General features: G+C 39.8%; 23 protein-coding genes. 22 read left to right on the top strand and 1 reads right to left on the bottom strand.

Features of this window, described 5'->3' with window-relative positions:
- The first annotated feature begins 20 nt into the window (after positions 1-20).
- From CVT17_RS05045 to hypA, 7 genes are all read left to right on the top strand, one after another.
- Entirely contained in the window at positions 21-1,280 is a 1,260-nt protein-coding gene (locus tag CVT17_RS05045) for a DUF2157 domain-containing protein (protein WP_107770325.1), read from the top strand.
- Positions 1,277-1,882, top strand: a complete 606-nt coding sequence (locus tag CVT17_RS05040) for a GDYXXLXY domain-containing protein (protein ID WP_107770326.1) — start codon at positions 1,277-1,279, stop codon at positions 1,880-1,882. Before CVT17_RS05045 ends, CVT17_RS05040 begins: the two co-directional genes overlap by 4 nt.
- Positions 1,883-2,052: 170 nt before the next feature.
- Positions 2,053-2,865 (top strand): hydrogenase nickel incorporation protein HypB, encoded by an 813-nt coding sequence (gene hypB, locus CVT17_RS05035; protein ID WP_107770327.1) that lies wholly within the window; start codon positions 2,053-2,055, stop codon positions 2,863-2,865.
- The gene (locus CVT17_RS05030; RefSeq protein ID WP_054196671.1) at positions 2,865-3,104 is read left to right on the top strand and encodes a HypC/HybG/HupF family hydrogenase formation chaperone; all 240 of its coding nucleotides are present in this window, start codon (positions 2,865-2,867) and stop codon (positions 3,102-3,104) included. The genes hypB and CVT17_RS05030 overlap by 1 nt, the downstream gene beginning before the upstream one ends.
- Entirely contained in the window at positions 3,104-4,192 is a 1,089-nt protein-coding gene (hypD, locus tag CVT17_RS05025) for a hydrogenase formation protein HypD (RefSeq protein ID WP_107770328.1), read from the top strand. The genes CVT17_RS05030 and hypD overlap by 1 nt, the downstream gene beginning before the upstream one ends.
- 8 nt (positions 4,193-4,200) lie before the next feature.
- Entirely contained in the window at positions 4,201-5,193 is a 993-nt protein-coding gene (gene hypE, locus CVT17_RS05020; RefSeq protein WP_107770329.1) for a hydrogenase expression/formation protein HypE, read from the top strand.
- Positions 5,193-5,534: a hydrogenase maturation nickel metallochaperone HypA gene (gene hypA / locus CVT17_RS05015; protein ID WP_103593337.1), complete on the top strand. Its 342-nt coding sequence runs from the start codon at positions 5,193-5,195 to the stop codon at positions 5,532-5,534. The genes hypE and hypA overlap by 1 nt, the downstream gene beginning before the upstream one ends.
- 224 nt (positions 5,535-5,758) lie before the next feature.
- Here the strand turns inward: hypA and CVT17_RS05010 are convergent, their stop codons facing one another.
- A complete protein-coding gene (locus CVT17_RS05010) occupies positions 5,759-8,224 on the bottom strand; it encodes an AsmA-like C-terminal domain-containing protein (RefSeq protein ID WP_107858781.1) in 2,466 nt (821 codons plus the stop codon).
- 73 nt (positions 8,225-8,297) lie between these two features.
- Between CVT17_RS05010 and mltG the strand changes: the two genes are divergently transcribed.
- The 15 genes from mltG (at position 8,298) to sdhA (ending at position 24,084) form a co-directional block, all read left to right on the top strand.
- The gene (gene mltG, locus CVT17_RS05005; RefSeq protein ID WP_107858740.1) at positions 8,298-9,242 is read left to right on the top strand and encodes an endolytic transglycosylase MltG; all 945 of its coding nucleotides are present in this window, start codon (positions 8,298-8,300) and stop codon (positions 9,240-9,242) included.
- Between the two features lie 83 nt (positions 9,243-9,325).
- Entirely contained in the window at positions 9,326-11,500 is a 2,175-nt protein-coding gene (locus CVT17_RS05000; RefSeq protein WP_107858741.1) for an NADP-dependent isocitrate dehydrogenase, read from the top strand.
- Positions 11,501-11,504: 4 nt separating this feature from the next.
- The gene (locus tag CVT17_RS04995) at positions 11,505-12,398 is read left to right on the top strand and encodes a malate dehydrogenase (protein WP_107770332.1); all 894 of its coding nucleotides are present in this window, start codon (positions 11,505-11,507) and stop codon (positions 12,396-12,398) included.
- 8 nt (positions 12,399-12,406) lie between these two features.
- A complete protein-coding gene (locus CVT17_RS04990; protein ID WP_021091402.1) occupies positions 12,407-12,718 on the top strand; it encodes a 4Fe-4S dicluster domain-containing protein in 312 nt (103 codons plus the stop codon).
- A complete protein-coding gene (locus tag CVT17_RS04985; RefSeq protein WP_107858742.1) occupies positions 12,715-13,845 on the top strand; it encodes a 2-oxoglutarate synthase subunit alpha in 1,131 nt (376 codons plus the stop codon). Before CVT17_RS04990 ends, CVT17_RS04985 begins: the two co-directional genes overlap by 4 nt.
- Positions 13,835-14,680, top strand: coding sequence for a 2-oxoglutarate ferredoxin oxidoreductase subunit beta (locus CVT17_RS04980; protein ID WP_107858743.1), 846 nt, complete (start codon positions 13,835-13,837; stop codon positions 14,678-14,680). Before CVT17_RS04985 ends, CVT17_RS04980 begins: the two co-directional genes overlap by 11 nt.
- The gene (locus CVT17_RS04975; protein WP_021085834.1) at positions 14,677-15,228 is read left to right on the top strand and encodes a 2-oxoacid:acceptor oxidoreductase family protein; all 552 of its coding nucleotides are present in this window, start codon (positions 14,677-14,679) and stop codon (positions 15,226-15,228) included. The genes CVT17_RS04980 and CVT17_RS04975 overlap by 4 nt, the downstream gene beginning before the upstream one ends.
- Positions 15,229-15,267: 39 nt before the next feature.
- Entirely contained in the window at positions 15,268-15,696 is a 429-nt protein-coding gene (locus CVT17_RS04970) for a heat-shock protein (RefSeq protein ID WP_107770336.1), read from the top strand.
- 210 nt (positions 15,697-15,906) lie between these two features.
- On the top strand, positions 15,907-16,356 hold the full coding sequence (locus CVT17_RS09340) for a TonB-dependent receptor plug domain-containing protein (RefSeq protein ID WP_230853272.1): 450 nt from the start codon (positions 15,907-15,909) through the stop codon (positions 16,354-16,356).
- A gap of 231 nt (positions 16,357-16,587) precedes the next feature.
- Positions 16,588-18,093, top strand: a complete 1,506-nt coding sequence (locus CVT17_RS04965; RefSeq protein ID WP_230853271.1) for a TonB-dependent receptor — start codon at positions 16,588-16,590, stop codon at positions 18,091-18,093.
- 91 nt (positions 18,094-18,184) lie between these two features.
- The gene (locus CVT17_RS04960; protein WP_107858744.1) at positions 18,185-19,024 is read left to right on the top strand and encodes a class I SAM-dependent methyltransferase; all 840 of its coding nucleotides are present in this window, start codon (positions 18,185-18,187) and stop codon (positions 19,022-19,024) included.
- Positions 19,017-20,027: a FecCD family ABC transporter permease gene (locus CVT17_RS04955; protein ID WP_107858745.1), complete on the top strand. Its 1,011-nt coding sequence runs from the start codon at positions 19,017-19,019 to the stop codon at positions 20,025-20,027. The genes CVT17_RS04960 and CVT17_RS04955 overlap by 8 nt, the downstream gene beginning before the upstream one ends.
- Positions 20,024-20,800 carry an ABC transporter ATP-binding protein gene (locus CVT17_RS04950; protein WP_107858746.1) on the top strand — a complete coding sequence of 259 codons (777 nt, stop codon included), beginning with the start codon at positions 20,024-20,026 and terminating at the stop codon, positions 20,798-20,800. Before CVT17_RS04955 ends, CVT17_RS04950 begins: the two co-directional genes overlap by 4 nt.
- An 11-nt stretch (positions 20,801-20,811) precedes the next feature.
- Positions 20,812-21,825 carry an ABC transporter substrate-binding protein gene (locus tag CVT17_RS04945; RefSeq protein WP_107858747.1) on the top strand — a complete coding sequence of 338 codons (1,014 nt, stop codon included), beginning with the start codon at positions 20,812-20,814 and terminating at the stop codon, positions 21,823-21,825.
- 396 nt (positions 21,826-22,221) lie between these two features.
- Positions 22,222-24,084, top strand: coding sequence for an 8-methylmenaquinol:fumarate reductase flavoprotein subunit (gene sdhA / locus CVT17_RS04940; RefSeq protein WP_107858748.1), 1,863 nt, complete (start codon positions 22,222-22,224; stop codon positions 24,082-24,084).
- The last annotated feature ends 8 nt before the right edge of the window (positions 24,085-24,092 follow it).

Below are 24,092 nucleotides of genomic sequence, written 5' to 3'. Positions count from 1 at the left end.
TATAAAAGAGAGTGTGAATAATGAACTTTTTAAATAGAATTTTTCTAACAAAAGAGCTGGATCGGTGGCAAAGTGACGGCATAGTCGATAAAGAGACTGCTATAAAAATAGCAAATTTATATGACATCGACCCTGATGCCCATAGTGACAAGATAAGTTTTGTCTTAAAACTCGTAGCATATCTCTTTTTTGCGCTAGCCTTTTTTACGCTCGTTGGTGCAAATTGGGAAGAGATACCAAGACTAGGACGTTTAGCACTTGTATTGTTTGTGCTTGGGCTTGTAAATTTTGGTGGAATTTACTATCTCGCAAAGGGAAAGGAAAATCTATCAACGGCGATGTTTTTTCTTGGAAATTTCTGCTTTGGTGCGGCGATTGCGCTTATTGCTCAAATTTATAACATTAGTGATGAGCCAAGCGGCGGTATCTTGCTTTGGAGTATCGGAGCGTTTGCGGTTTCTTTTGCTAGTAAAAAAGGTGTGTTGGTAGCCCAAAGCCTTATCTTTGCGACAGTTTGGTTTTTTATGATAGCTTATCAGAGCGACTTTGGCTTTGGCTTTATCATTTTTATAGTGCTTGGCGCATATACGCTTTACAAAGACGACTCAAAATGGCTTGCTTTTGTGCTTTTTATAGATATTTTTATATACATCATTTCATTTTGCGGCTACATTAGTGGTTTTAGAGCGATATTTGATTATGGATTTTTGTTTGGACTTCCGATGGTTGCGATTGTATCGCTATCTTATGCACTTTTACTTATTAGCATTTCGCCGCTACTAGATAAATTTAGAGTAGGGCTTGGTGCATTTGCGAAAGAATTTGGTAAAAATTTTGGCGTTTTTGTGTTGTTATTTTGTCTATTTTTATTTGAAGAAAGAAATTTATTTGAGGTTGGAGATGAAGAGCTTTGGTTTGTGAAGTCGTTTTTTAAAAGCAATTTTGGCTTTGTCTTTATTTTATTTAGCGTTGCTTATTTTGCACTATTTTTTAAAGAAAAAAACAAGAGTGGCTTGCTGCTTGGGGCACTGCTCGTATCGTTGCCATTTGTCTTTAGCTACGGTCCTGGCTACGCAAATATATTTTTTTCGCTCGCAAATATCATAACAGCTGCGGTTCTTATCAAAAAGGGTGAGTTAAAACTTGGTCTTTGTATGATATTTTTGGTTGCAGCCGTGAGGTATTTCCAACTTATAGGTGATTATATTGGTGCTACGGCGCTATTTATGGTGTTTGCTTTCATAGTGCTAGTTGTCGCTAGAAAAGGACGTAAAAAATGAAGATAAAAGTATTAATAGTAGCTGTAGTTTTTCAAATTTCGCTTATTGGCATTATGCTTGGCTACGCGCTTATGCCGCTTTATTTTGGACAAGAGGTAAGAGTAAGGGTAAATCTTTATGATCCAAGAGATCTTTTTCGCGGAAACTATGTTGATTTAAACTATGAATTTTCAAATTTTCATTCAAGAAATTTTGACGAAAATGATAAAGATGACCGCTATATCGACCAATACGATGATAGAGTAAGAGATGGGGCTAGAGTTTATGCTGTTTTAAAGCCAGATGTTAATGGTACTTACAGCTTTGAAAAATTTAGTGTAAGCAAGCCAGAAAATGGAGTGTTTTTAGCTGGTAGATATGACGGCTACTCGCTCGTAAAATACGGCATAGAGCACTTTTATATGTCACCTGATAGTGCAGCTAATACTGAAGATGAAATGAGAGAAGAAGACGTTGATGCGTATGCTGTTTTGATGGTGATGGATAATGGCAAAGCTAGACTAAAGGATCTAATAATCCAAAAGAATGCCCAAAAAAATAGTAAAAAACTACTTGGTGATGAAAATTTTGATAAGTTGGATGAGATTAGGCAAAAAGAGTAAAGTAAATTTAGTCAAAATTCTTTTGCAAATTTCATTTATATTTTTAAATTTAAATAAAAATTTAAATAAATTAATTAATTTTGATCTATTTGCAAAAACTCCTAAATTTTAATTTTATTTTTAAATTTAAGAGTTAAAATCTCCATAAATTAATAAAAAAGGATGAAAAAATGTGTAAAGATTGCGGTTGTTCAATGGGTAATCACGCCCACGTTCACACTCACGCTAATGGCACCACTCACTCGCACCCACACACTCATGATGGACATACAGATCACGCTCATGACGCACATGAGCATAGCCATGAGGCTCACGCACACCCTGTGCTAAACGAGAGCAAAACCATAGACGTGATAGAGAAAATTCTCTCTGAAAACGATAAAGAGGCCGCCCACAATAGAGCTCATCTTGATGAGAAAAAGATACTTTGTGTAAATTTGATGAGTAGCCCAGGCGCTGGTAAGACCACGCTTCTTGAGGCTACGATAAAGGCTGGTAAGTTTAAAATAGGCGTTGTTGAGGGCGATCTTGAAACCAATCAAGATGCCGACCGTATAGTAAAAGCTGGCGCAAAAGCTCATCAGATAAGTACAGGTCAGACCTGTCACTTGGATGCATTTATGGTGCATGAAGGGCTTCATCACCTGCCACTAAACGAGCTTGATCTAGTCTTTATAGAAAATGTTGGAAATTTAGTCTGTCCTGCAAGCTACGACGTTGGCTCACATTTTAATGCTGTGCTTCTTTCAGTGCCAGAGGGCGATGATAAGGTGAGCAAATATCCAGTGATGTTTAGGGCTGCTGATGTGCTTCTCATCACAAAAGCTTCGCTTGCACCACACTTTGACTTTGACATCGAGCGAGTGAAAAATGACGCTAGAAAGCTAAATCCAAAGGTTGACATCTTTGTGATAGACAGCAAAACAGGTGAGGGCATTGATAAATGGATAAGTTATTTGGAATTTAAAAAAGAGCTAAGATAATGTGCCTCTCAATCCCTTCAAAAGTAATAGAAATAGATGAAAATAACGTTGCCACCGTTGAGACATTGGGCGTTACTAGAAAGGTAAGCCTAGATCTCATCTCTGAAGAAGTAAAAGTTGGCGAATATGTGCTAATCCACGTTGGATACGCTATGCAAAAGATCGATACGCAGTTTGCGCTTGAGAGCTTAGAGGTCTATCAAAAGATCGCTGATGATATGAACGCGGGGAAAATTTGATGGATCTTATCAATGACTTTCGCGATAAAAATTTAATCCTAGCCCTTTCAAAACTCATAAAAAAAGAGAGCACAAAGCCCCTAAGTATCATGGAAATTTGTGGCGGCCATACGCATAGCATTATGAAATTTGCACTGCCAAGCTTAGTTGGAGAGCATATAAATTTCGTCCACGGCCCAGGCTGTCCAGTTTGTGTGATGCCAAAGAGCCGCATAGACGAGGCCTGTAAGCTAGCTAGCATGGAGAATGTGATCTTTTGCACGCTAGCTGACATGCTAAGAGTGCCTGGCTCAAAGACAAGCTTGCAAAAGCTTCGCGGCGAGGGACACGACATAAGAGCACTTTACACGCCACTTGATGCGCTAAATATAGCTAAGCAAAATCCAGACAAAAAGGTCATATTTTTTGCGATCGGATTTGAAACTACAACGCCAATGAGCGCAAATTTAGTTGAAAAAGTGGTGCAAGAGGGCATTAAAAATTTATATTTTCACATAAATCACGTAACAGTCCCAGCTCCAGTTAGAGCTATAATGAGCGATGAAAACGTGAGGATAGACGCATTTTTAGGCCCAAGCCACGTAAGCGTCATCACTGGAAGTAAAATTTACAAAGAGCTAGCAAATGAGTTTAAAAGACCAATCGCCATTAGTGGTTTTGAGCCGCTTGATATCATGGCAAGTGTTCTAAATTTAGTCCGTCAGCAAAACGCAGGCACTTATGAAGTCTATAACGAGTACGCAAGGGCGGTCAAAGAAGAGGGTAACCTCAAGGCAAAAGAGCTTATCGCTAAGTATTTTGAGCCTTGCGACTTTGTCTGGAGAGGTCTTGGCGAGATAGCGCAAAGCGGCATGAAACTAAAAGATGAGTTTGCCTACCTTGACGCCAGAGTGCAGTTTGACTGCAGCATAGAGAGCGCTGGCGAGAGCAAGGCTTGCATTTGTGGGCAAATTTTAAGAGGGCTAGCAAAGCCAACAGAGTGCAAAGTCTTTGGCAAGGTTTGCAACCCGCAAAATCCGATAGGATCGTGCATGGTCTCAAGCGAGGGCGCTTGTGCGGCATATTTTAAATACGCAAGAGTTGGTTAAGGAATTTAATGAAAAAGATAATGCTAAGTCACGGCGGCGGCGGCGAGGAGATGAACTCGCTTATTAACGAGACGATATTTAAAATTTTTGATAATGAAATTTTAAGGCAGAGCAACGACTCAGCGATATTAAATTTAAACGGCAAGATCGCATTTAGCTCTGATAGCTTTGTGGTAACTCCCATTTTTTTTAATGGTGGCGACATCGGCAAGATCGCGGCTTGCGGCACAATAAACGACCTAGCGATGGTTGGAGCAAGCGCAAAATACCTAAGCTGCTCGCTCATCATCGAAGAAGGGCTTAGTATAGAAGAGCTTGAGCGTGTGCTTGGCTCGCTTGCAAAAACTTGTAAAGATAGCGGTGTGAGCGTAGTTTGTGGCGATACAAAGGTCGTACCAAAGGGAAAATGCGATAAAATTTTCATAAACACAGCAGGCATCGGCGAGATAGTTTGCGAAGGCGTGGAGCTTAAAAATTTAAAAGCTGGGGCTAAAATTTTAATCTCTGGAGATGTTGGCAGACACGGCGGCGTGGTACTAGCAGCAAGAGAAGAATTTGAGCTTGGACTTGATCTAAAAAGTGACTGCAAGAGCTTAAAAGAGGTTACTTTAAAGCTATTTAGCGCTGGCATAAAGCCGCAGTGCATGCGTGATGCGACAAGAGGCGGACTAAGTGCAGTACTAAACGAGTGGGCTAAATTTAGTAAATTTGACATCTTGGTTTTTGAAGAAAATATCAAGGTCGCAGACGAAGTGATGGGTGTTTGTGAGCTATTTGGATTTGAGCCTTATGAGCTCGCAAATGAGGGTACTTTTGTGATAGCAGTTGATGAGAGCCAGGCCGAGGACGCACTTGTGATTTTGCGAGAATTTGATAAAAACGCGATGATAATAGGCGAGGTAATGGAAGCTAAAAACGAGCGCGTCATCATCGAAAACGCCTATAAATCAAGAAGATTTCTCGAGCCGCCAAAGGGCGAGCTACTACCAAGGATCTGCTAATGCACGAGCTTAGTATCGTTCAAAATTTAGTTAGCCTTTGCGAGAAAAACGCCGCCAAAGAAAATGCCAAAGAGATAAGCAAGATCGAGATAAAGGTCGGCCGTTTAAGTGGAGTGGAGCCACACTATTTGCAGAGCGCTTTTGATGTTTATAAGGCTGGTACGATCTGTGAAAACGCTGAGCTTGTCATAAATTTACAAGGCATTGTTGTAGAGTGTTTGGATTGCGGATTTGGCGGAGAGCTTAATGAAAATGACTTCACCTGTCCAAAGTGCAAAAGCCAAAATTTAAAGGTAACTGACGGCGAGGATATGTATCTGATGCGCCTTGAGATGAAGTAAATTTTACATATTTTTATATGTAAAATTTTATGTTTTTTATTAAAATATTTTAATAGCACTAGTATCAAAAAATAGCTATCAAAACCTTGATCTTTAGCTTTTGATATCCTTTTTACGCACTTTGCGAGCCGAGGATAATATATATAATCAAAAATGAGTGCCCACTCTTGGCTTTAGAAGTAGTCAATAATTTTTCTATAATTTTCGTGCGTTGCAGATTTAAACTACTCAAATATCAAAAACGGAGCCTGAATCACGTTTCTTATTATCTTTAGTGGTGAAAGCAGGGCGTCTTGCAGGATCTGCGTCGAGTACTCAGGCTTATCGGTAGTGCCTCGTATGGCGATGACTGTTGAGAGCGAGCGGTCCTTGCCAAGGATTATTTGATTTACCAGTGGAATTTTATCAATGATACTGCTAGCGTCTTTTAGTAACTTTAGCTCAAGGTCGATGTTTATCTTTTTGCTCTTTAGATCGATAGTGCCACGTCCGCCGATATCTGCGCTCGTGCCTATCATCTCAATCGCTAAAAACTCGATCACGTCGCCTTTTCTAGTAAGTAAAATTTTGCCGTTTTTAACAGTAAAACCTTTGTCGTTAAAGTCAGGCGTTTTAAAGCTAAGAAGCGACGGCACCGAGTTTAAAAAGCTTAAAAGCCTTTGATAAAAGATGTAGTCTTTTAGATACGTGCCAAAAAATCTCACCTCAGCCTTGAAATTTTTAGAGTTTTCTCCAAGCATTTTTAGGCGAAATTTACCGCCCTCAAAGCTCTTGATGCCAAAAAGGTCGTTGATAAATTCGCCGCTTATATCAGTTGCGTCTAAATTTATGCTTTTCTCATCGCTAAAATATCCAACTCTGCCTTGCTTTGCTAGTCCGTTTAGCGAGGTGCTTTTGCCCTTTTTCTCGGCGCTAAAGCTAGCAAATGGCAAAGTCTTGTTTAGATCCCTTAAAATGATATCGCCATTTTTTGCTAAAAGCTCAAGCGGCGTGCTTTGCTCGCTGGTTTTGTTATCGTCAAGCACTAGCAAATTTAGATCTTTAGTTTTTACGTTTATGGCTTTTTCTTTTATGTCTAGGCTTAGCTTTTTACTTGCACTATCTACCTTCACACCAGCTTTTGAGACTAAAATTTTAAGATCATCGTTTTCATATTTTGAGCCATTTTTATCTAAAAACGGCAAATCAAAGTTTGCCTCTTTGGCAAAAATTTCAAGATCAGTAAAATCCTTGCTTTTTATGCTAAGCTCATCAAAACCATGCACTCCATTTTCCTTCAAAACAGGCGAGCTCTCTATGAAAAATTTACTATTTTTTGTTGCTATTTTACTTTCACTGCCAAAGCTCATATCAAGCCCAAATGGCTCTATCTTAAGCAAAGTTTCATCAGCCTTGCTAAAGTCCAAAAATGCGTTAAATGGCTCATTTTTAAAGACTAAAATTTCATCATTTTTTTCTTTTAGATCAAAGCTTTCTATCACGCCTTTTATCTCGCCAGTACTTTTTTGTAAATTTATATCAGCCTTGGCATTTGCCTTGAAAAAGTCAAGCCCAAAGCCAGTAGCATCGATGCTTAAATTTATCGTATTTATAAGCTTTACGAGAGCATTTTTGGTATTAAATTTACTTCCAGCAATCTCTAAAATCGCGTCACTTAGCTTAAATTCTCCATTTGCAATGACGCTTTTTTCATCAAAATTTTCTAAGCTTTTCTCATCAAGCTTTATCAAAATTTTTAAGCTAGCATCCATTTTTCCGCTAAGCTGCCTTACTGGCACGATGATTTTATAGGCTTTTAATATCTCATTTATAGCTTCATCATAGATCGATTTTGTCTTTATAAAAAGCTCTAAATTTGCGCTTTTTTCATCAAAGATATTATTTATCACAACGCTTGAGCCATCAAGCTTTTTGCCCTTGTAAATAGGCGAAATAAGATCAAATTTAAGCTTTGAGTTTTTAAGCGTGATATTTGCCTCACCTACATTTACGGCTGGCAAGCCTTTTTCAAATTTAACGAGCAAATTTTTAGTATTTGCGGTGGCATTTAGATCATTTAGATAAAAGTTATTTTTAGCTAGATCAGCCTTGCCATTTATCTCTTTAAGCTCGTAATCATCAGCAACGATGTATCCATATATCCAGTTTTTAACTTCACTATTTAGCTCTATGCGTCTATCAAGCTCGTCAATGAAGTTTTTGATACTTCCAGCCTCGACATCATAAGCTTTGTAAGTTAAAAATGTATCTTTTAGGGCAAAATTTAGCTTGCCATGCAGCTCATGAGAGGTGAAATTTCCCTCAAATTTATAGTCATTTTTATCAAAATCTGCACTTCCTTCGCCGCTAATGCTGACGTTAAAATCCTTAAAGCTTAAATTTCTAACACTAAAAAGATCTATTCCGTCTTGCTGTTCGTTTTGGAATTTAATATCCACATTTAAATAAGGGCTATCAACAAAAAATATATCATCTAAAAATAGAATTTTTAGTTTAAAATCATCTCCTACTTGCACATTTTCAAGTGAAATTTCTTGAAAAATCGTATCTATAAAATCTACGCTTTTACTAAGGTTTAAAAGGCGCTCGTCGCTGCTTTTTTGCTTGCTCTCTTTCTTAAAATTTGGAAGCCTTATCTGCTTTGCTCTTGCAATTATTTTTTTATCTAATTTTATATATAATTGCTCCAATTTTACGCCGTAAAACTCGAAATCGTTAATTTTTATGCCGTATTTTAAAAGTAAGATAAATGAAAGAATCAAGATGATAAAAAATTTTATTAAAAAGCCATATTTAGACATTTTTTTTGATATCGTAGCCATCATTTTCCTAAGTATTTTTGTCTATTTGGCACGCCCTATAAACACAAGCAAGGTCGTTTTTATACCAAAGGGAAGTGTGGGCGAGATTATATCTTATTTAGCTAATCGCAACTTTAACTTAAGCGTGATAGACAAGTACGCCATACTTTTTATCGGCTCTCCGCAATCTGGCTGGATAGAGATCGGTCAAGATAAAATTTCAAGGGTTGATTTTTTAAAAAAACTTGCAAAATCAAAAGCGGCTTTAACCGAGATAACGCTAATACCAGGCGAAACGACTATCGTTTTTTTAAACCAGATCGCCACCCAGCTAGGACTTGATCCAGTTAAGCTAAATGGCGAATATAACGCTCTTGCTCCAGTGAGTGATGGCTTTTTGATGCCAAATACATATAAAATTCCAATAGGCATCAGCGAAAGGCACCTTGCTTTTTATCTTGTAAATTCATCAAGAAAGGCTCAAAGCGAAATCAGCAATAAAATTTTTGGCGAATACAATGAGAAAAAATGGTTTAAAATTTTAACGATCGCTTCGATCATTCAAAAAGAAGCGGCGAATGATGCCGAGATGCCACTTGTCGCCTCAATCATTTATAACCGCCTAAATAAAGGCATGAGGCTGCAAATGGATGGCACACTAAACTATGGAATTTATTCACACGATGTGATCACGGCTGAGCGCATAAGAAGCGATATGAGCGAGTTTAATACATATCTAAACGACGGCATTCCGCCAAGTCCAGTCTGCTCGGTCTCAATAAGCGCGATCAAAGCGGCGATAAATCCTGCAAAGAGCGATTATTTATACTTTGTGCTTGACAAAAAGGTGAAAAAACACATTTTTTCAAAAACCTTAAGCGAGCACAACCAAAATATAGGAAAATAGAGCTAGAATTTGCGACAAATGCCTAAAATACAACGAGATTTAATAAAGAAAGTGATAAATTTTAAAAAAATAAAAGGGCTAAAATGAGTGACATTATCTGGACCAAAACTGACGAAGCACCGCTATTTGCAAGCTACTCTCTCTTTCCTATCGTAAAGAGCTTTTTATCACGCGCTGACATTAGCATAACTAGGGCCGATATTAGCCTGGCTGGGAGAATTTTATCTGCTTTTAGCAAAGAGCTTGGACTAAATAAGGCCGATGAGCTGGAGCTTTTAGGCGAGCTGACCAGTCACAAAGAGGCAAATATTATAAAGTTGCCAAACATCTCAGCCACGCTCGTTCAGCTAAAAGCAGCGATAGAGGAGCTTAGAAGCAAAGGCATAAACGTGCCTTTTTATCCAGATGAGATCATCACAGACTACGACGAAGAGATCGCTAAAAAATACCAAAAAGTGCTTGGCAGTGCGGTTAATCCAGTTCTTAGACAAGGAAACTCAGATAGAAGAGTCTTGCCTCCGGTTAAAGAATTTGCCAAAAAACATCCTCACAGCAATGGTGACTGGAACAAGACAAATAAGACAAAAATTTGCTATATGCAAAAGGGCGACTTTTATGAGAATGAGCGCTCTATTATCGCTAGTAAAGATGAGAAATTTTATGTAAATTTCATAAGTAAAGAGGGCAAAAAAGAGCTTTTAAAAGAGCTTGCCATCCAAAGCGGCGAAATAGTTGACGCTACATATTTAAGCGTAGATGAGCTAGATAAATTTTATGAAAGCTGTTTTGAAGAGGCAAAAAAAGAGAATTTGACCTTGAGCCTACACCTAAAATGCACGATGATGAAAGTTAGCGATCCAGTCATCTTTGCGTATGCGATAAAAAGCTATTTTAAAGAGGTTTTTGAGCTGTTTGGTGAAGAGTTTAAAGCTCACGGCGTGGAGGCTAAAAACGGACTAAAAGATATGTTTTCTAAAATTTCAACTCTTAAAAATAAAGATGAAATTTTGGCTAAATTTGATGAAATTTTTAGCAAAAAGGCAAAAATTTGGGCACTAAATGAAAATGCTAGCAACTTTGACGTGCCAAATGACGTCATCATTGACGCCTCTGTGCCAGCACTCATTAGAAACTCTGGTAAGGTGAAAGATAGAAGCGGCGAGCTAAATTTCTCGCTTTGCATGATCCCAGATAGGACCTACGCTAGGGTTTATGAGGCTTGCGTAGCGGACTTTAAGGAGCATGGCGCGCTTGATGTGAGCAAGATCGGTAGCGTGGCAAATGTGGGGCTAATGGCTAAAAAGGCTGAGGAGTACGGCAGCCACGATAAGACTTTTATCGCAAAAGAAGACGGAGAATTTGTAGTTTTTGATGAGGCAGGCGAGAACGTTTTTAAATTTAGCGTCAAAAAGGGCGACATTTTTAGGATGACTCAGGCTAAAGAAGACGCGATAAATGCGTGGTTTGAGCTTGCTTTAAAAAGAGGCGAAATCTCAAAAGATGAGCTTATTTTTTGGCTAGATAACAGCCGTGCACATGATAGAAATTTGATAGCTAAATTTGAAAGATTTAAAGAGAAATTTGCTAGCGCTGGCGTAAAATTTGAAATTTTAAACTACGAGCAAGCAACCACAAAAACGCTTAGCTTGATAAGAGCTGGCAAAAACATTATAAGCGTAACTGGTAACGTTTTAAGAGATTATTTAACCGATCTTTTCCCGATCTTTGAGCTAGGCGGCAGCTCAAAAATGCTCTCAGTTGTGCCGCTACTTGCTGGTGGAGCGATGTTTGAAACAGGTGCTGGCGGAACGGCCCCAACGCTTGTAAAAGAGCTAAAAGAGAAGAACCATCTACTTTGGGATAGTCTCGGCGAGTTTTTAGCGCTTAGTGCTTCGCTTGAACATCTAGCGTTTGTTAAGCAAAAAAAAGAGGCAAAAGAGCTAAGTGATGCGCTAAATAGAGCGGTTGCTAGCTATTTGGACGAAAACAAAACGCCAAATGCCACTCTTGATACCAGGGAGTCGCACTTTTATCTGGCACTATTTTGGGCAAGAGAAATGGCAAAAAGTGGCGGGATTTTAAGCAAAATTTTTGAAAATTTAGCAGACGAGCTAGAAAAAAATGAGAGCAAAATTTTAAAAGAGATAAGACAAAATGATGGTGCAAGCGTGGAATTTGGCGGATATTATTTGCCAGATGAAGTGAGGGCAAATGAGGTCATGAGACCAAGTAAAATTTTAAATCAAATAATAGGATGAGAAAATGAAAATAAGTATAGTTGGAGCTGGAAACGTCGGTGCAAGCATAGCTTATGCGCTTTGCATGAGAGAAGTTTGCGATGAGATCGCGCTTGTGGATATATTTGGTGACGTAGCACGTGCAAAAGCGATCGATCTAGCGCAGTCAAGCTGCGTTTTTAATGCGAAAACTACCGTTTGTGGTGGCGATGACTTTATGCTAATAGAGGGCAGTGATATCGTAGTGGTAACTGCTGGAAGCCCAAGGAAAGAGGGTCAAACAAGAGAGGACTTACTCCTTAAAAACGCCGTAGTCGTAAAACAAACGGCTCAAAATATCGCAAAATTTGCACCAAATGCGGTGATAATCGTCGTGACAAATCCGCTTGATGTGATGGTCTGGACGGCTCATAAATTTAGTGGTTTTAGCAAAAATAAAGTGATCGGCATGGCTGGTGAGCTTGATGGCGCAAGATGCAGATATGAGCTAGCGCTTCTAAAAGATAAAGATGCAAAAGAGCTAAAGACAAAGATAATTGGAGCTCACAACGACGAGATGATCGTATCAGCTAGTAATATCAGCGAAAATTTAAACGAAAATGAGCTTGCAACTCTTAAAAAAGAGACAAGCACTGGTGGTGCAAAGATCGTTAAGCTCCTTGGCACTTCAGCTTACTACGCACCAGCGGCTGCAGTTGTGAAAATGTGTGAAGCGATCATGGGCAAGAGTGATGAAATTTTAAGTGCTAGCGTACTTCTTGATGATGAGCTAAGTTGCGGCAGGCTAGTAAGGCTTGGACGTGAGGGCTTAAAAGAAATTTTAGAGCTAAATATAAATGAAAGTGAGCAAGAGCAGCTAAGTAAAAGCGAAGCTGATATTAGAAAAAACATTAAATTTTTAAAAGAAAATTTGGATTAGGAATATAGATGATAATAAAAGAAAATGTACCTGTTTGGGTCGATGAGAGCAGGTGTAAGGCCTGTGATGTCTGCGTGAGCTACTGCCCAGCAGGCGTGCTAGCGATGAGACTTGAGCCAAAAGCGGTGCTTGGTAAGATGATAGAGGTCGTCTATGCTGACTCATGCATAGGCTGTCGCGACTGTGAGCTTCACTGTCCTGATTTTGCCATTTATGTGGCTGAAAAAGGCTTTAAATTTGCAAAGCTAACGCCTGAGAGCAAAGAGCGAGCTGCGGCCGTAAAGGCAAATAAATTTGCAAAGCTTGGAGAGAGCGCATGAGAGAGCTAGTATCAACTGGAAATGCCCTAGTAGCAAGGGCTGCGGTCGAGTGTGGCTGTAACTTCTTTGGCGGATATCCGATCACTCCAAGTAGCGAGATCGCCCATGAGCTAAGCGTGCTTTTGCCAAAACATGGCGGTACATTTATACAAATGGAAGATGAGATAGCTGGAATTTCAGTTTCTCTTGGTGCAAGTGCGAGCGGAGCTAAGGCGATGACTGCTAGCTCAGGGCCTGGAATTTCACTAAAGGCTGAACAAATAGGCCTTGGCTTTATCGCTGAGATACCGCTTGTCATTGTAAACGTCATGCGCGGTGGCCCTTCAACTGGCTTACCAACCCGCGTCGCACAAGGCGATATCTTGCAGGCCAAAAACCCAACTCACGGCGATGTAAATATGATAGTGCTAGCTCCTAGCAGTCTAGAGGAGTGCTATACGCAAACAGTTCGAGCGTTTAACCTCGCAGCTAGGTTTATGACGCCAGTTATGCTGCTACTTGATGAGACGATAGGACACATGCAAGCAAGGGTGCGTTTGCCAGAGATTAGCGAGCTAGAAATTTATAAAAGAAGAGAATTTAGTGGCGAGCCAAAAGAGTATAAACCTTATGAGGCCGCACCAGATGAGCCAGCCACGCTAAATCCTTTCTTTAAAGGCTACCACTACCATATCACTGGGCTTCATCACGGCTCAACTGGCTTTCCAACAGAAGATGGCAAGATCGTTGAATACTCGATGAATAGGCTATTTAATAAGATAAATTTACACGTAGATGAGTGCGAGAAATTTGAAGAGTTTATGCTTGAAGATGCAGAAATTTGCATCATCGCCTTTGGTAGCGTGGCGCTTTCGGCTAAGCAAGCGATATTAAATTTACGTGAAAAAGGGCTAAAAGTAGGGCTATTTAAGCCACTCACACTTTTCCCAGCTCCAGCTAAAAAACTAAAAGAGATATCAAATAAATTTAAGAAAATTTTAGTCTGTGAGCTAAATTTAGGTCAATATAGTGGCGAAATTTCAAAGATCATCTTAAGAGATGACTTTGCAAAACTGCTAAAAGCAAACGGCAGACCGATAAGTCCAAGCGAGATCGAGGCGAAGATAGGAGAAATTTATGGCTTTTAATTATGATAAATATTTACGAATAGACAAAATGCCTACTCTTTGGTGCTGGGGCTGTGGCGACGGCGTCATACTAAAGGCGCTCATCCGCGCTATCGACACCATAGGCTGGGATATGAACGATGTTTGCGTGGTCTCAGGCATAGGCTGTTCTGGTCGCTTTAGCGGATATCTCGACTGCAACACCATCCACACAACTCACGGCAGAGCCGTAGCTTACGCCACTGGCGTAAAGATGGCAAATCCAGACAAACACGTCATCGTGGTAACTGGCGATGGCGACGGACTAGCGATCGGAGGCAACCACACGATACACGGATGCCGCCGAAATATCGGGCTAAATCACATCCTTATAAACAACTTCATCTACGCGCTAACAAACTCTCAAACCAGCCCAACCACGCCAAAGGGCATGTGGACGGTCACAGCGCAATACGGCAACATCGATCCTAGCTTTGACGCCTGTAAGCTCGCAACCGCCGCAGGTGCTAGCTTTGTCGCGCGTGGTAGCGTCATCGAGCCAGAGAAGCTAACAAAGCTCTTTGTAGAGGGCTTTAGCCACGATGGATACAGCTTTTTTGATGTATTTTCAAACTGCCATATAAATTTAGGCCGCAAAAATAAAATGGGCGAGGCGGTGAAAAATTTAGAGTGGATAAAAGGCCGCACGACGAGCAAGGTCAAATTTGACATGCTAAGTGACGAAGAGAAAAAGGGCATTTTCCCACTTGGCGTGCTTCACAAAGATGAAGAAAAGATCGAATACACCAAAGCTTACGACAAGGTAAGAAAGGCTGCAATGAGCAATGAAGCGATAAATTTTGAGGAGCTAGCATGAAGTCACAACTAAGATTTGTCGGCGTTGGCGGACAGGGCGTCATACTAGCAGGCGAGATCCTCTCAGCTGCCAAGATAAAAGCAGGCGGATACGGCGTGAAGGCCTCTACTTACACATCTCAGGTGCGTGGCGGCCCAACGAAGGTCGATATCATACTTGACGAGAAAGAAATTTTATACCCTTATGCAAACGAGGGCGAGATAGACTTTATGCTTGCCACCGCGCAGATAAGCTACAACGCCTTTAAAAGTGGCGTGAAAGAGGGCGGCGCGATCGTTGTCGAGCCAAATTTGGTAAAAGTGAGCGATGAGGATAAAAAGCGCTGGAAAATTTATGAAATTCCTATCATCTCTATCGCAAAAGACGAGGTTGGTAACGTCATCACTCAAAGCGTCGTGGCCCTTGGTGTGGCTGTGGCGATGAGTGGGTGCATGGATGAAAATTTAGTGCGTGAAGAGATGCTAGCAAGCGTGCCAGCTAAGGTCAAAGAGGCAAATGCAAAAGCTTACGAGCTAGGCCTAAAATACGCAAAAGAGCTTTTAAAATAAATTTTTGGCTAAATTTAAATTTAGCCAAAACCTCCCAAAATGGATCAGATAAAACTAGAAAATTTCCGCAAAGAATATGGCTTTGAGATGCCGATCATTAGGAGCTTGTCAAACGATGAGTGCTTAAAGATAAGAGAAAATTTACTTCATAAATTTAGCCTAGATAATATAGATGAGTTTTTTAAGATAGATAAATTTAGCAAGCTTGATGGCTTTAATGCGGACGAAGAAAATTTTGATCTCAAGACCGCTTTTAGCAAGCTTGGCATCGCCACGCCAAATGAAATTTACATAAATTTTAATAAATTTGAGAGCATTGATATTTTGCGCTTTGATGATTTAGATAAATTTTTTAGCGATATCTGGTATCCATCACTTGATGATATTGAGATATTTGATATAAATTTAAACTGGATCATCTCAGTCAGACACTACGGCGAGATTTATTACTTTTTAACTAAAAATTAGCCTTATAAAAAACGCTTCATTATAAAAAAATAACCAAAATTTCTACAAAATAAAACGATAAATTTATCTCATATTATTATTTAAATGACCTATTTTACCTCTATTAATTTATTAAATATATATTCATATATTTAATAAATTAATAAATTATATTTAAGATTTGTTCTAGTAATATTTCAGACGTAAAATTTTTATAAAAAGGAGTAAAAATTGAGTTACAAAATCTCGGTTGCAACATGTGCTGCGCTCTTGATGTGCAGTGGTTTTTTAAGTCAAGTTTTTGCTGTGCAAACGACAAAGCTTGAGGGCGTTGAAGTAAATTCTGTCGGTGATAACATCAGCGAAAGTGGTATAGATGAGGGAATTTTAAACAAAAGAGTCGCTGCTGGTCCTTTGGCTGACAAAAAAGTTTTAGATATGCCTTATCAAGTAAATACAATTTCAAAAGAGGTGCTTGATAATCAAGGTGTCCAAGGTTTTGAAGAAGCAGTTAGATATTTCCCATCAGCACAAATTCAATATCGTGGTGGAGCTGAAATCGGTCGTCCGCAAACTCGTGGTTTTCAAGGTAGTGTTGTTGGCAATGTCCTTTGGGACGGCTTTTACTCTACATCTACCACAGCTGTTCCTATGGCGATGTTTGAAAGTTTGCAAATCTAAAACGGACTTGCCGGCTCACTTTATGGCGGTGCTACACCTTCAGGATATTTCCTCTACTCTCGCAAGCGTCCAGTTCCGCTTCAAAATATCATCTGGACTGATTATAGCTCAAGGTCAAATTTAGGCGTCGGACTTGATACTTCAAATAAATTTGAAAAAGTTGGATATAGAGGCGTCTTTTACTACTCAGGCGGTGAAAAGAATGCCAAAGATAGTAAATTCTCTCGTCGCTTGGCTTCATTAGGACTTGATTTTTACCTTACAGAAAATTTAATACTTGAGACAAACTTTAGCCATTACGAGCATAAAAACTCAGGTATGCCAGGTGCTTTTAGTATGCCATTAACAAACGGAGTGGCAAAATTTGATGTACCAAGCCCTGTAAAAGATACTAAAAGAGGGCTTGAACAAACATTTGGTGGTAATCACCTAAAAACAACAACAGCTAGCGTAAAACTAAAATATGCTCCAAGTGAGAGCTGGTACTTTGAGGGTGGCTATCAGTGGCAAAAAGCTATCAGAGATATGTACGGTACAAGCGGGACGTTTTTAAATGAAAATGGAGATTACAGAGTTGTTAAAAGTGGTGGCAGTGGCGCATCTGGTAGATTTGATGTAGATAGTTGGTTCTTAAAAGGTTTGACAAATTTTGAAACAGGTTCTTTATCACATAATTTTGCCGTAGCTACAAATGGATATTGCTGGAACATTTATAGTGCTAGAAATAGTGGTGGTAGAGCAAATCTTGGTACGTCAAATTTGTATAATCCAAGAATCTTTAACGATCCACATGTAGCAAAAGGAAGTGGCAGATATAAAAGTAGTAGTAGCGATATGAAAAATATATCTGTTGTTGATGATATTAAATTTAATGACTACTTCAGCACTATCTTATCAGTTTCAAGAAGCTGGTTTAAAAGCTATAAATTAGATCCTTCTAAAGAGAAAAACTATGATAAAAGTGGCTTTAACTATGGCGTAAGTCTTGTTTATAAGCCACTTGAAAACGTAAGCCTTTATACAACATACGCAGATAGTATCTCAAGCGAAGGAACAACATATACATTTTCAAACGGAGCTAGAAAAGGCGAGACTTTAGTGGTAGAACCATTTAGAAGCAAACAATATGAGATTGGTGCAAAAGCTAGACTAGGTGAGCTCGACCTATCAGCTGCTATCTTTGAGATAAAGCGTCCTATAGCATATCTAGTTGGCAGTGGAGCAAGTGCTGATTTTAAAGTTCAAGGCACACAAAGAAACCGCGGCTTTGAGCTAACTACTGGCGGAAAGCTTGTTGATACATTAAGCATGTATGGTGGCTTTACACTTCTTGATGCTAAGATAAAAAATGCTAAAGATGGCGTATCTGAAGGCAAAATAGTTATCGGTGAGCCAAAATTTCAAGCAAATGTCTTGTTTGACTACGCAGTTCCTAGCACAAATAAACTTGCATTTACAACAAATTTCCACTATACAGGTAAACGCTACATCGACAATGCTAATGCTCATAGTGTAAATGGCTACTTCACAACAGATGTTGGAGCTAGATACACTACAAAAGCTTGGCTAGGCAAAGAGACAACTATAAGATTTGACATAAATAACCTCTTTAATAAAAAATACTGGGCGGGAATGTTCCCATCTGACGTGAATGGAGAGATACCAGACAGAGAAGGAACCTCACTTTTCTTAGGACAAAGCAGAACCTTCATGCTTTCAGCTCAAGTTAAATTCTAAAACCAAAAACTAAAGCCAAATTTATTTTGGCTTTAGGCTCTTTAAATTTGCCCTTTTTGTAGGGCAGATTTAAATAACCAAAGGGAGAGAGATGCAAGGGCTAGTTGATTATCAAGCGATTTTGGAGCGAGTGTTTTTGCCTACTTTGCAAAAGGTAAAAGGCAAAGAAGGTGGCGTAAATTGGGACGATGTCGCGAATATGTATAACGAGATGACGCGCATGGAGGCAGCTTCTACATTAAATTTGCTCTCAAATTTACCTATCACAAAAGATGACAGTGTGCTTGACGTGGGGTGTGGTCCAGCAAGGCTTAGCGTGCCACTTGCAAAGCTAGCAAAGAGCGTTAGTGCGCTAGATCCGTTTGTTAAAATGCTTGAATACGCTAAAAAAAACGCAAAAGAGGCTGGAGCGAAAAATATAAATTTCATCCAAAAAGACTGGAGCGATGAGGCGAGCATAAAGGACTTGCCAAAGTATGACATCGTGCTAGCATCACGCTCAGTTGGGCTTTTTGATATAAAAAAGCTTTACAAATTTGCTAAAAAATATGTCGTGATGACCTCTTTTTTAATGGATTATCCAAGCTTAAAAACGTTCTGGCAAGACTTCTTAAAAGGGATAAAAGATGAAAAAGAGGCAGGTCTTAGCGATAGGAGATTTGGCTATAACTTTATCTTTAATATCGCTTACGACATGGGAGCAAATCCAAATTTAAAGATAATCGATACCATTTATGAGAGGGATTTTGCTAGCCTTGAAGAGGCGTTTTCTTATTTTAGATTTGTCGGTGAGATCACGCCTGAAAAAGAAGAAATTTACAAAGAAAATGTAAAAAGCTACCTCACAAAGACCAAAAGCGGCTTTAAATTTAAAAGAGAAACCAAGAGTTATCTCATTTGGTGGGACGTGCGGGAGATGAAATTTGAGTAGTCAAAATATAATTTTCGCATTATTTGCGCTTCTTTTGCTGGTGCTCTTTTTTTCATTAGGTATCGGACGCTACGAGATAAGCTACGCTCAAATTTTTGAGTTTATAAGATCAGCCATTTTAAACGAGCAGCCAAGCGACGAGCAAGGCTACACGGTCTTTACGCTCATTCGCTTGCCAAGGGTGCTTTTTGCCGTCCTTGTTGGTGCAGCGCTTGCTAGCTCTGGAGCTGTCTATCAAGGTCTTTTTAAAAATCCTCTAGTCTCGCCTGACATCCTTGGTGTCTCAAGTGGCGCAGCTGTGGGGGCGAGCGTGGCTATCATCTTAAATTTTAACTACATAGGCGTGCAGCTTAGCGCCTTTGCTTGTGGTCTATTTGCGGTTTTTGCTGTCGTTTTTATAAGCAGCGTCATCGCAAAAGGCAGGTTAAATTTACTCGTGATGGTGCTAACTGGCATCGTCATTTCATCTCTTTTTGGGGCGCTTAGCTCGCTTATAAAATTTCTAGCCGATAGCGAAGATAAGCTACCAGAAGTCACTTTTTGGCTGATGGGAAGCCTTGCAAGAAGCGGCGGATATAAAAATTTAGCTCTGCTTTTTTGCGTAGTTATGATCTGCCTTGTGCCACTTTTCATGCTTCGCTATAAGCTAAATACGCTTAGCTTTGGCGAAGAAGAGGCTAGGGCGATGGGGCTAAATGTGAAATTTTATAACATCATAATCATCATCGCCTCGACACTTCTAACCGCTACTTGCGTCTCATTTTGCGGTATCGTGGGCTGGGTGGGGCTTGTCATCCCTCACATCATGCGCTTTGTCGTGGGAGCAAATTTCATCACACTCTTTCCAGCTTCGCTACTTGGCGGAGGGCTATTTTTACTGATAGTAGATACCACTTCACGTAGCCTAATGGCAAGTGAGATCCCGCTTGGCGTCATCACTTCGCTAGTTGGCGCGCCTGTTTTTGTCTATCTGCTCTATAAGAGCAAAAAGGGTTTTGCGTGAAATTTGAGATAAAAAATTTAAGCTGTGGCTACGACAAAAAGGTCGTTATAGAAAATTTCAATGCAAATTTACAAGATGGCGACATCTTTTGCCTGCTTGGTAGCAACGGCGTTGGCAAAACGACGACGTTTAAGACGATACTTGGCTTTTTAAAGCCACTTGGGGGAGAAATTTTAATAGACGGCAAAGACGCGCTAAAAATGAGCGAAAAGGAGCGAGCAAGCTTTATAAGCTACGTCCCGCAAGCTCACACTCCGCCATTTGCTTTTAGCGTTTTTGATGTGGTGATGATGAGTGCAAATGCAAGACTTGGTATATTTGAACGCCCTAGCAAAGAGGATGAAAAGATAGCACTAGATGCGCTAAAGACGCTAAATTTAGAGAGTTTTAAAGATAAAATTTACACCGATCTAAGTGGCGGCGAGCGGCAAATGGTTCTGATAGCTAGGGCTTTGGCGCAGCGCTCAAAGGTGATGCTACTTGACGAGCCAACGGCAAATTTAGACTTTGGCAACCAAATGCGAGTTTTAAAAGAGATAAAAAAGCTCGCAAAGCAAGGCTACATCATCATCCTCACCTCTCATCAGCCAGAGCAAGTCTTTTATCTAAACGCAAAAGTTGCGATGCTTGGGCGTGATAAAAACTACATCTACGGCGAGGCTAGCGAGGTGATGAATGGTGAAAATTTAAAGAAAATTTACGGTGTAGATATACGAGTGGTGAAAAATATCATCGATGAGCGCGAGCATTACTCTTGCGTGATGGTGGATTAAAAGGAGAAAATATGTTTAAGAAAATTTTACTTTTGGCTTTTTTGCTTGTTAGTTTGCAAGCAAGAGTGGTGCTTGATAGCGATAATAAAAAGGTAGAAGTGCCTGATGTTATCGAGCGTGCAACGCCTTTGATAGGGGCATTTGTGCAGGTCTCCGCGATGCTTGGCAACGAAGATCACATAATTAGCGGTGCGCCAAAACTGCCTCCACTAATGTCAAAAATTTTTCCAAAGATAAAGAGCAACGAAAATAAAAGCGGCATGCTAAGTAGCAGCATTGAAACGATCATCGCTTCAAAAACGCAAGTTGTTTTTGGGCCAGTTGGCATGATGTTTGATGAAAATAGCAAGGCTCAGTTAGAGAGCGCTGGCATCGCAGTTGTGAAGATAGATAAATTTCAAAGTATCAAAGAGATACAAGATAGCTTTAGCAAGATCGCTGAAATTTGGGGCGAAAAGAGCATAAAAAGGGCACATGAGTTTAATGACTATTTTAACGACAACATAAAATTTGTAAGCCAAAAAACAGCAAATTTAACGCCAAAAAAGAGAGTTTTAGTGCTTAACTATAGCTCTGGGAACTTTAATACCATTAGCTCAAAGGATATCGGCGCAGAGTATATTAGCGTGGCTGGTGGTATAAATTTAAGCTCAGAGCTAAGCGATGGGGATTTTAAAATTTCAAAAGCGATAAATGAAGAGCAAGTCATCATCTTTAACCCAGACATTATCATCACAAATTCACAAAAAAGTGCCGATGCTATCGCTAAAAACGCATCATTTGCCAAGCTAAAAGCTGTGCAAAATGGAGAAATTTTTGTAGTGCCAAGTGGCGTTTATCTTTGGAGCGTAAGAAGTGCTGAAGGTGCGCTCTATCCGCTTTGGCTGGCTAAGACATTTTACCCAGAGAAATTTAGCGATCTAAATTTAGAGCAAAAAACAAAAGAGTTTTATGAGAGATTTTATAACTACAAGCTAAGTGATAGCGAGCTAAAAGAAATTTTGCACCCAAAGGGTGAATTTTGATAATAGGACAAAAATAATGTTATTTATTATATTTAATATATTTATTTAAGTATAAAAGTAAATTTATCTTTCTAATATCCTAAAAAAGTGCTTTTAAAACTTAAAAACTCAAAAATAAAAGTAAACTTCAAATCGGTAGAAATTTTTATATATCTTATAAAATTTCTACCGCTAAATTTATATAAACTACCTTGAAAAGCCCATTTTATCTTTTTTGATTTTAATATCAGCTCTCATTTCTTAATCTAAAATAAATCTTTATGTTTCTTCTAAGTAAATTTAATGTAATCTTTCATTATTAATTATTTAATTAATATAGCTGTTTTAAAAAATATTAAGAAATAAACTGGCGGTGCGTTTTAAACGCTAAAAATTTACTAAGATAGGAAGTTATCAATGAGTGAAAAATTTACCAGAAGAGAATTTCTACAAAGTGCCTGTATCAGCGTAGGTGCGCTAGCTACAACAGCTGGTGCGACCAATATTTTTGCTGGTGAGTTGCCAAAAGGCAATGAAAGTGGCTTACCATCTGTTGATGTGCTAATAATCGGCTCTGGTGGTGCTGGACTTCGTGCAGCAACAGCCGTTCGCAAGCAATATCCAAACTCAACCGTCGTTGTTGCTACAAAGATGATGCCATCACGTAATGCGACCTGTATGGCAGAGGGTGGAATAAACGGCGTTACTGACTTTAGTAATGGCGACAGCTTCAAGCTTCACGCTTATGACACAGTTAAAGGTGCGGCTTATCTTGCCGATCAAGATGCAGTTGTGAAATTTTGCGAGGCAGCAGGCGCAGTCATTCACGAGCTAGATCACAACGGCATGCTCTTTTCTCGTATAGATAATGGCGACGTGTCCCGTAAAGATAATGGCGATGTTGCGTTTCGCTTCATGGGTGGCGCTAGTAAAAAACGCTGTAACTACGCGGCTGATAAAACTGGTCACATTTTGATGCACGCTTGTCTTGATGACGCTATCACAGCTGGCGTTAAATTTTTAATGGATCATGAGCTACTTGAGATCGGTCTTGAGGATGGCAAGGTTGAAGGCGTCGTTCTTCGCAACATCCAAGATGGTCAAATTTACCCAGTTCTTTGCAAATCTCTAGTCATCGCAACTGGCGGATACACTAGAATTTTCTATAACCGCACATCAGTTCCTTTTATAGCAACTGGTGATGGCATCGCTGCTGCGCTTAAAGCAGGTCTTGGTTTTGAAGATCCTGAGATGCTTCAGTTTCACCCAACTGGCGTTCAAAATGGTGGCACACTAATCACAGAAGCTGCTCGCGGCGAGGGTGGATACTTGTTAAATAACAAGGGCGAGCGCTTTATGAAAAACTATCACGAAAAGATGGAACTAGCTCCTCGTGACGTTGTCGCTCGTGCGATCGAGACAGAAATTCGCGAAGGCAGAGGCTTTGGAGAGGGCATGAGCGCTTATGTGCTTTGTGACGTTCGCCACCTTGGCAAAGATACTATTATGAAAAAGCTTCCAAAAATTCGCCACACAGCTATGCTTTTCCAAAATATCGATCTAATTGAGCAACCAGTGCCTATCCGTCCAACAGCTCACTACTCAATGGGTGGCATAGAGGTAGCTAAATTTGATGATATGAGCACAAAAATCCCTGGAATTTATGTAGGTGGTGAGGCTTCATGCGTATCTATCCACGGTGCAAACCGCCTTGGTGGAAACAGCTTAACTGACGCAGTTGTAACTGGCGATCTAGCTGGCAAGGGTGCTGGAGCTTATGCGCAAAATGCAAAATTTGCAAGCGGTAAAAAGACTTCTGAGCTAGCAAAAATGTGGCAGGATAAATTTAAAGCCATAGCAACAGGCGAGGGCGGTGTAAATGATATGTACGCACTTCGCGAAGAGCTTGGTAAAAACAACTGGGATCTAATGGGTATCTTTAGAACTGGCGCAAAACTTGATCAGCTCTCTAAAAATTTAGAAGCCATCCAAGCAAAATATGACACCCTTAAAGTGCCAAATCAAAACCCAGTCATGAACACAGCATTTACCGACTATGTCGAGCTTGGCAACCTTATACTTCTTTCTCGTGCAGCATGCCTTGCAGCGCAAAATCGTCTTGAGAGCCGTGGCGCTCACACAAGAGAGGACTATCCAAAAAGAGATGATATAAATTTCTTAAAACACAGCATAGTCACACTAAAAGACGGCAAGCTTGAGCTTAGCTACAAAGACGTTGTGACAGGCATATTTTCACTTGATGGCAAGAAGCCAGAGTAAGGAGCTAG

It is taken from the genome of Campylobacter concisus, from assembly GCF_003048775.2.
Taxonomy (GTDB): Bacteria; Campylobacterota; Campylobacteria; order Campylobacterales; family Campylobacteraceae; genus Campylobacter_A; species Campylobacter_A concisus_I.
Note: the sequence above shows the minus strand (reverse complement) of the source record. Positions and strands in the feature narration are given on the sequence as shown.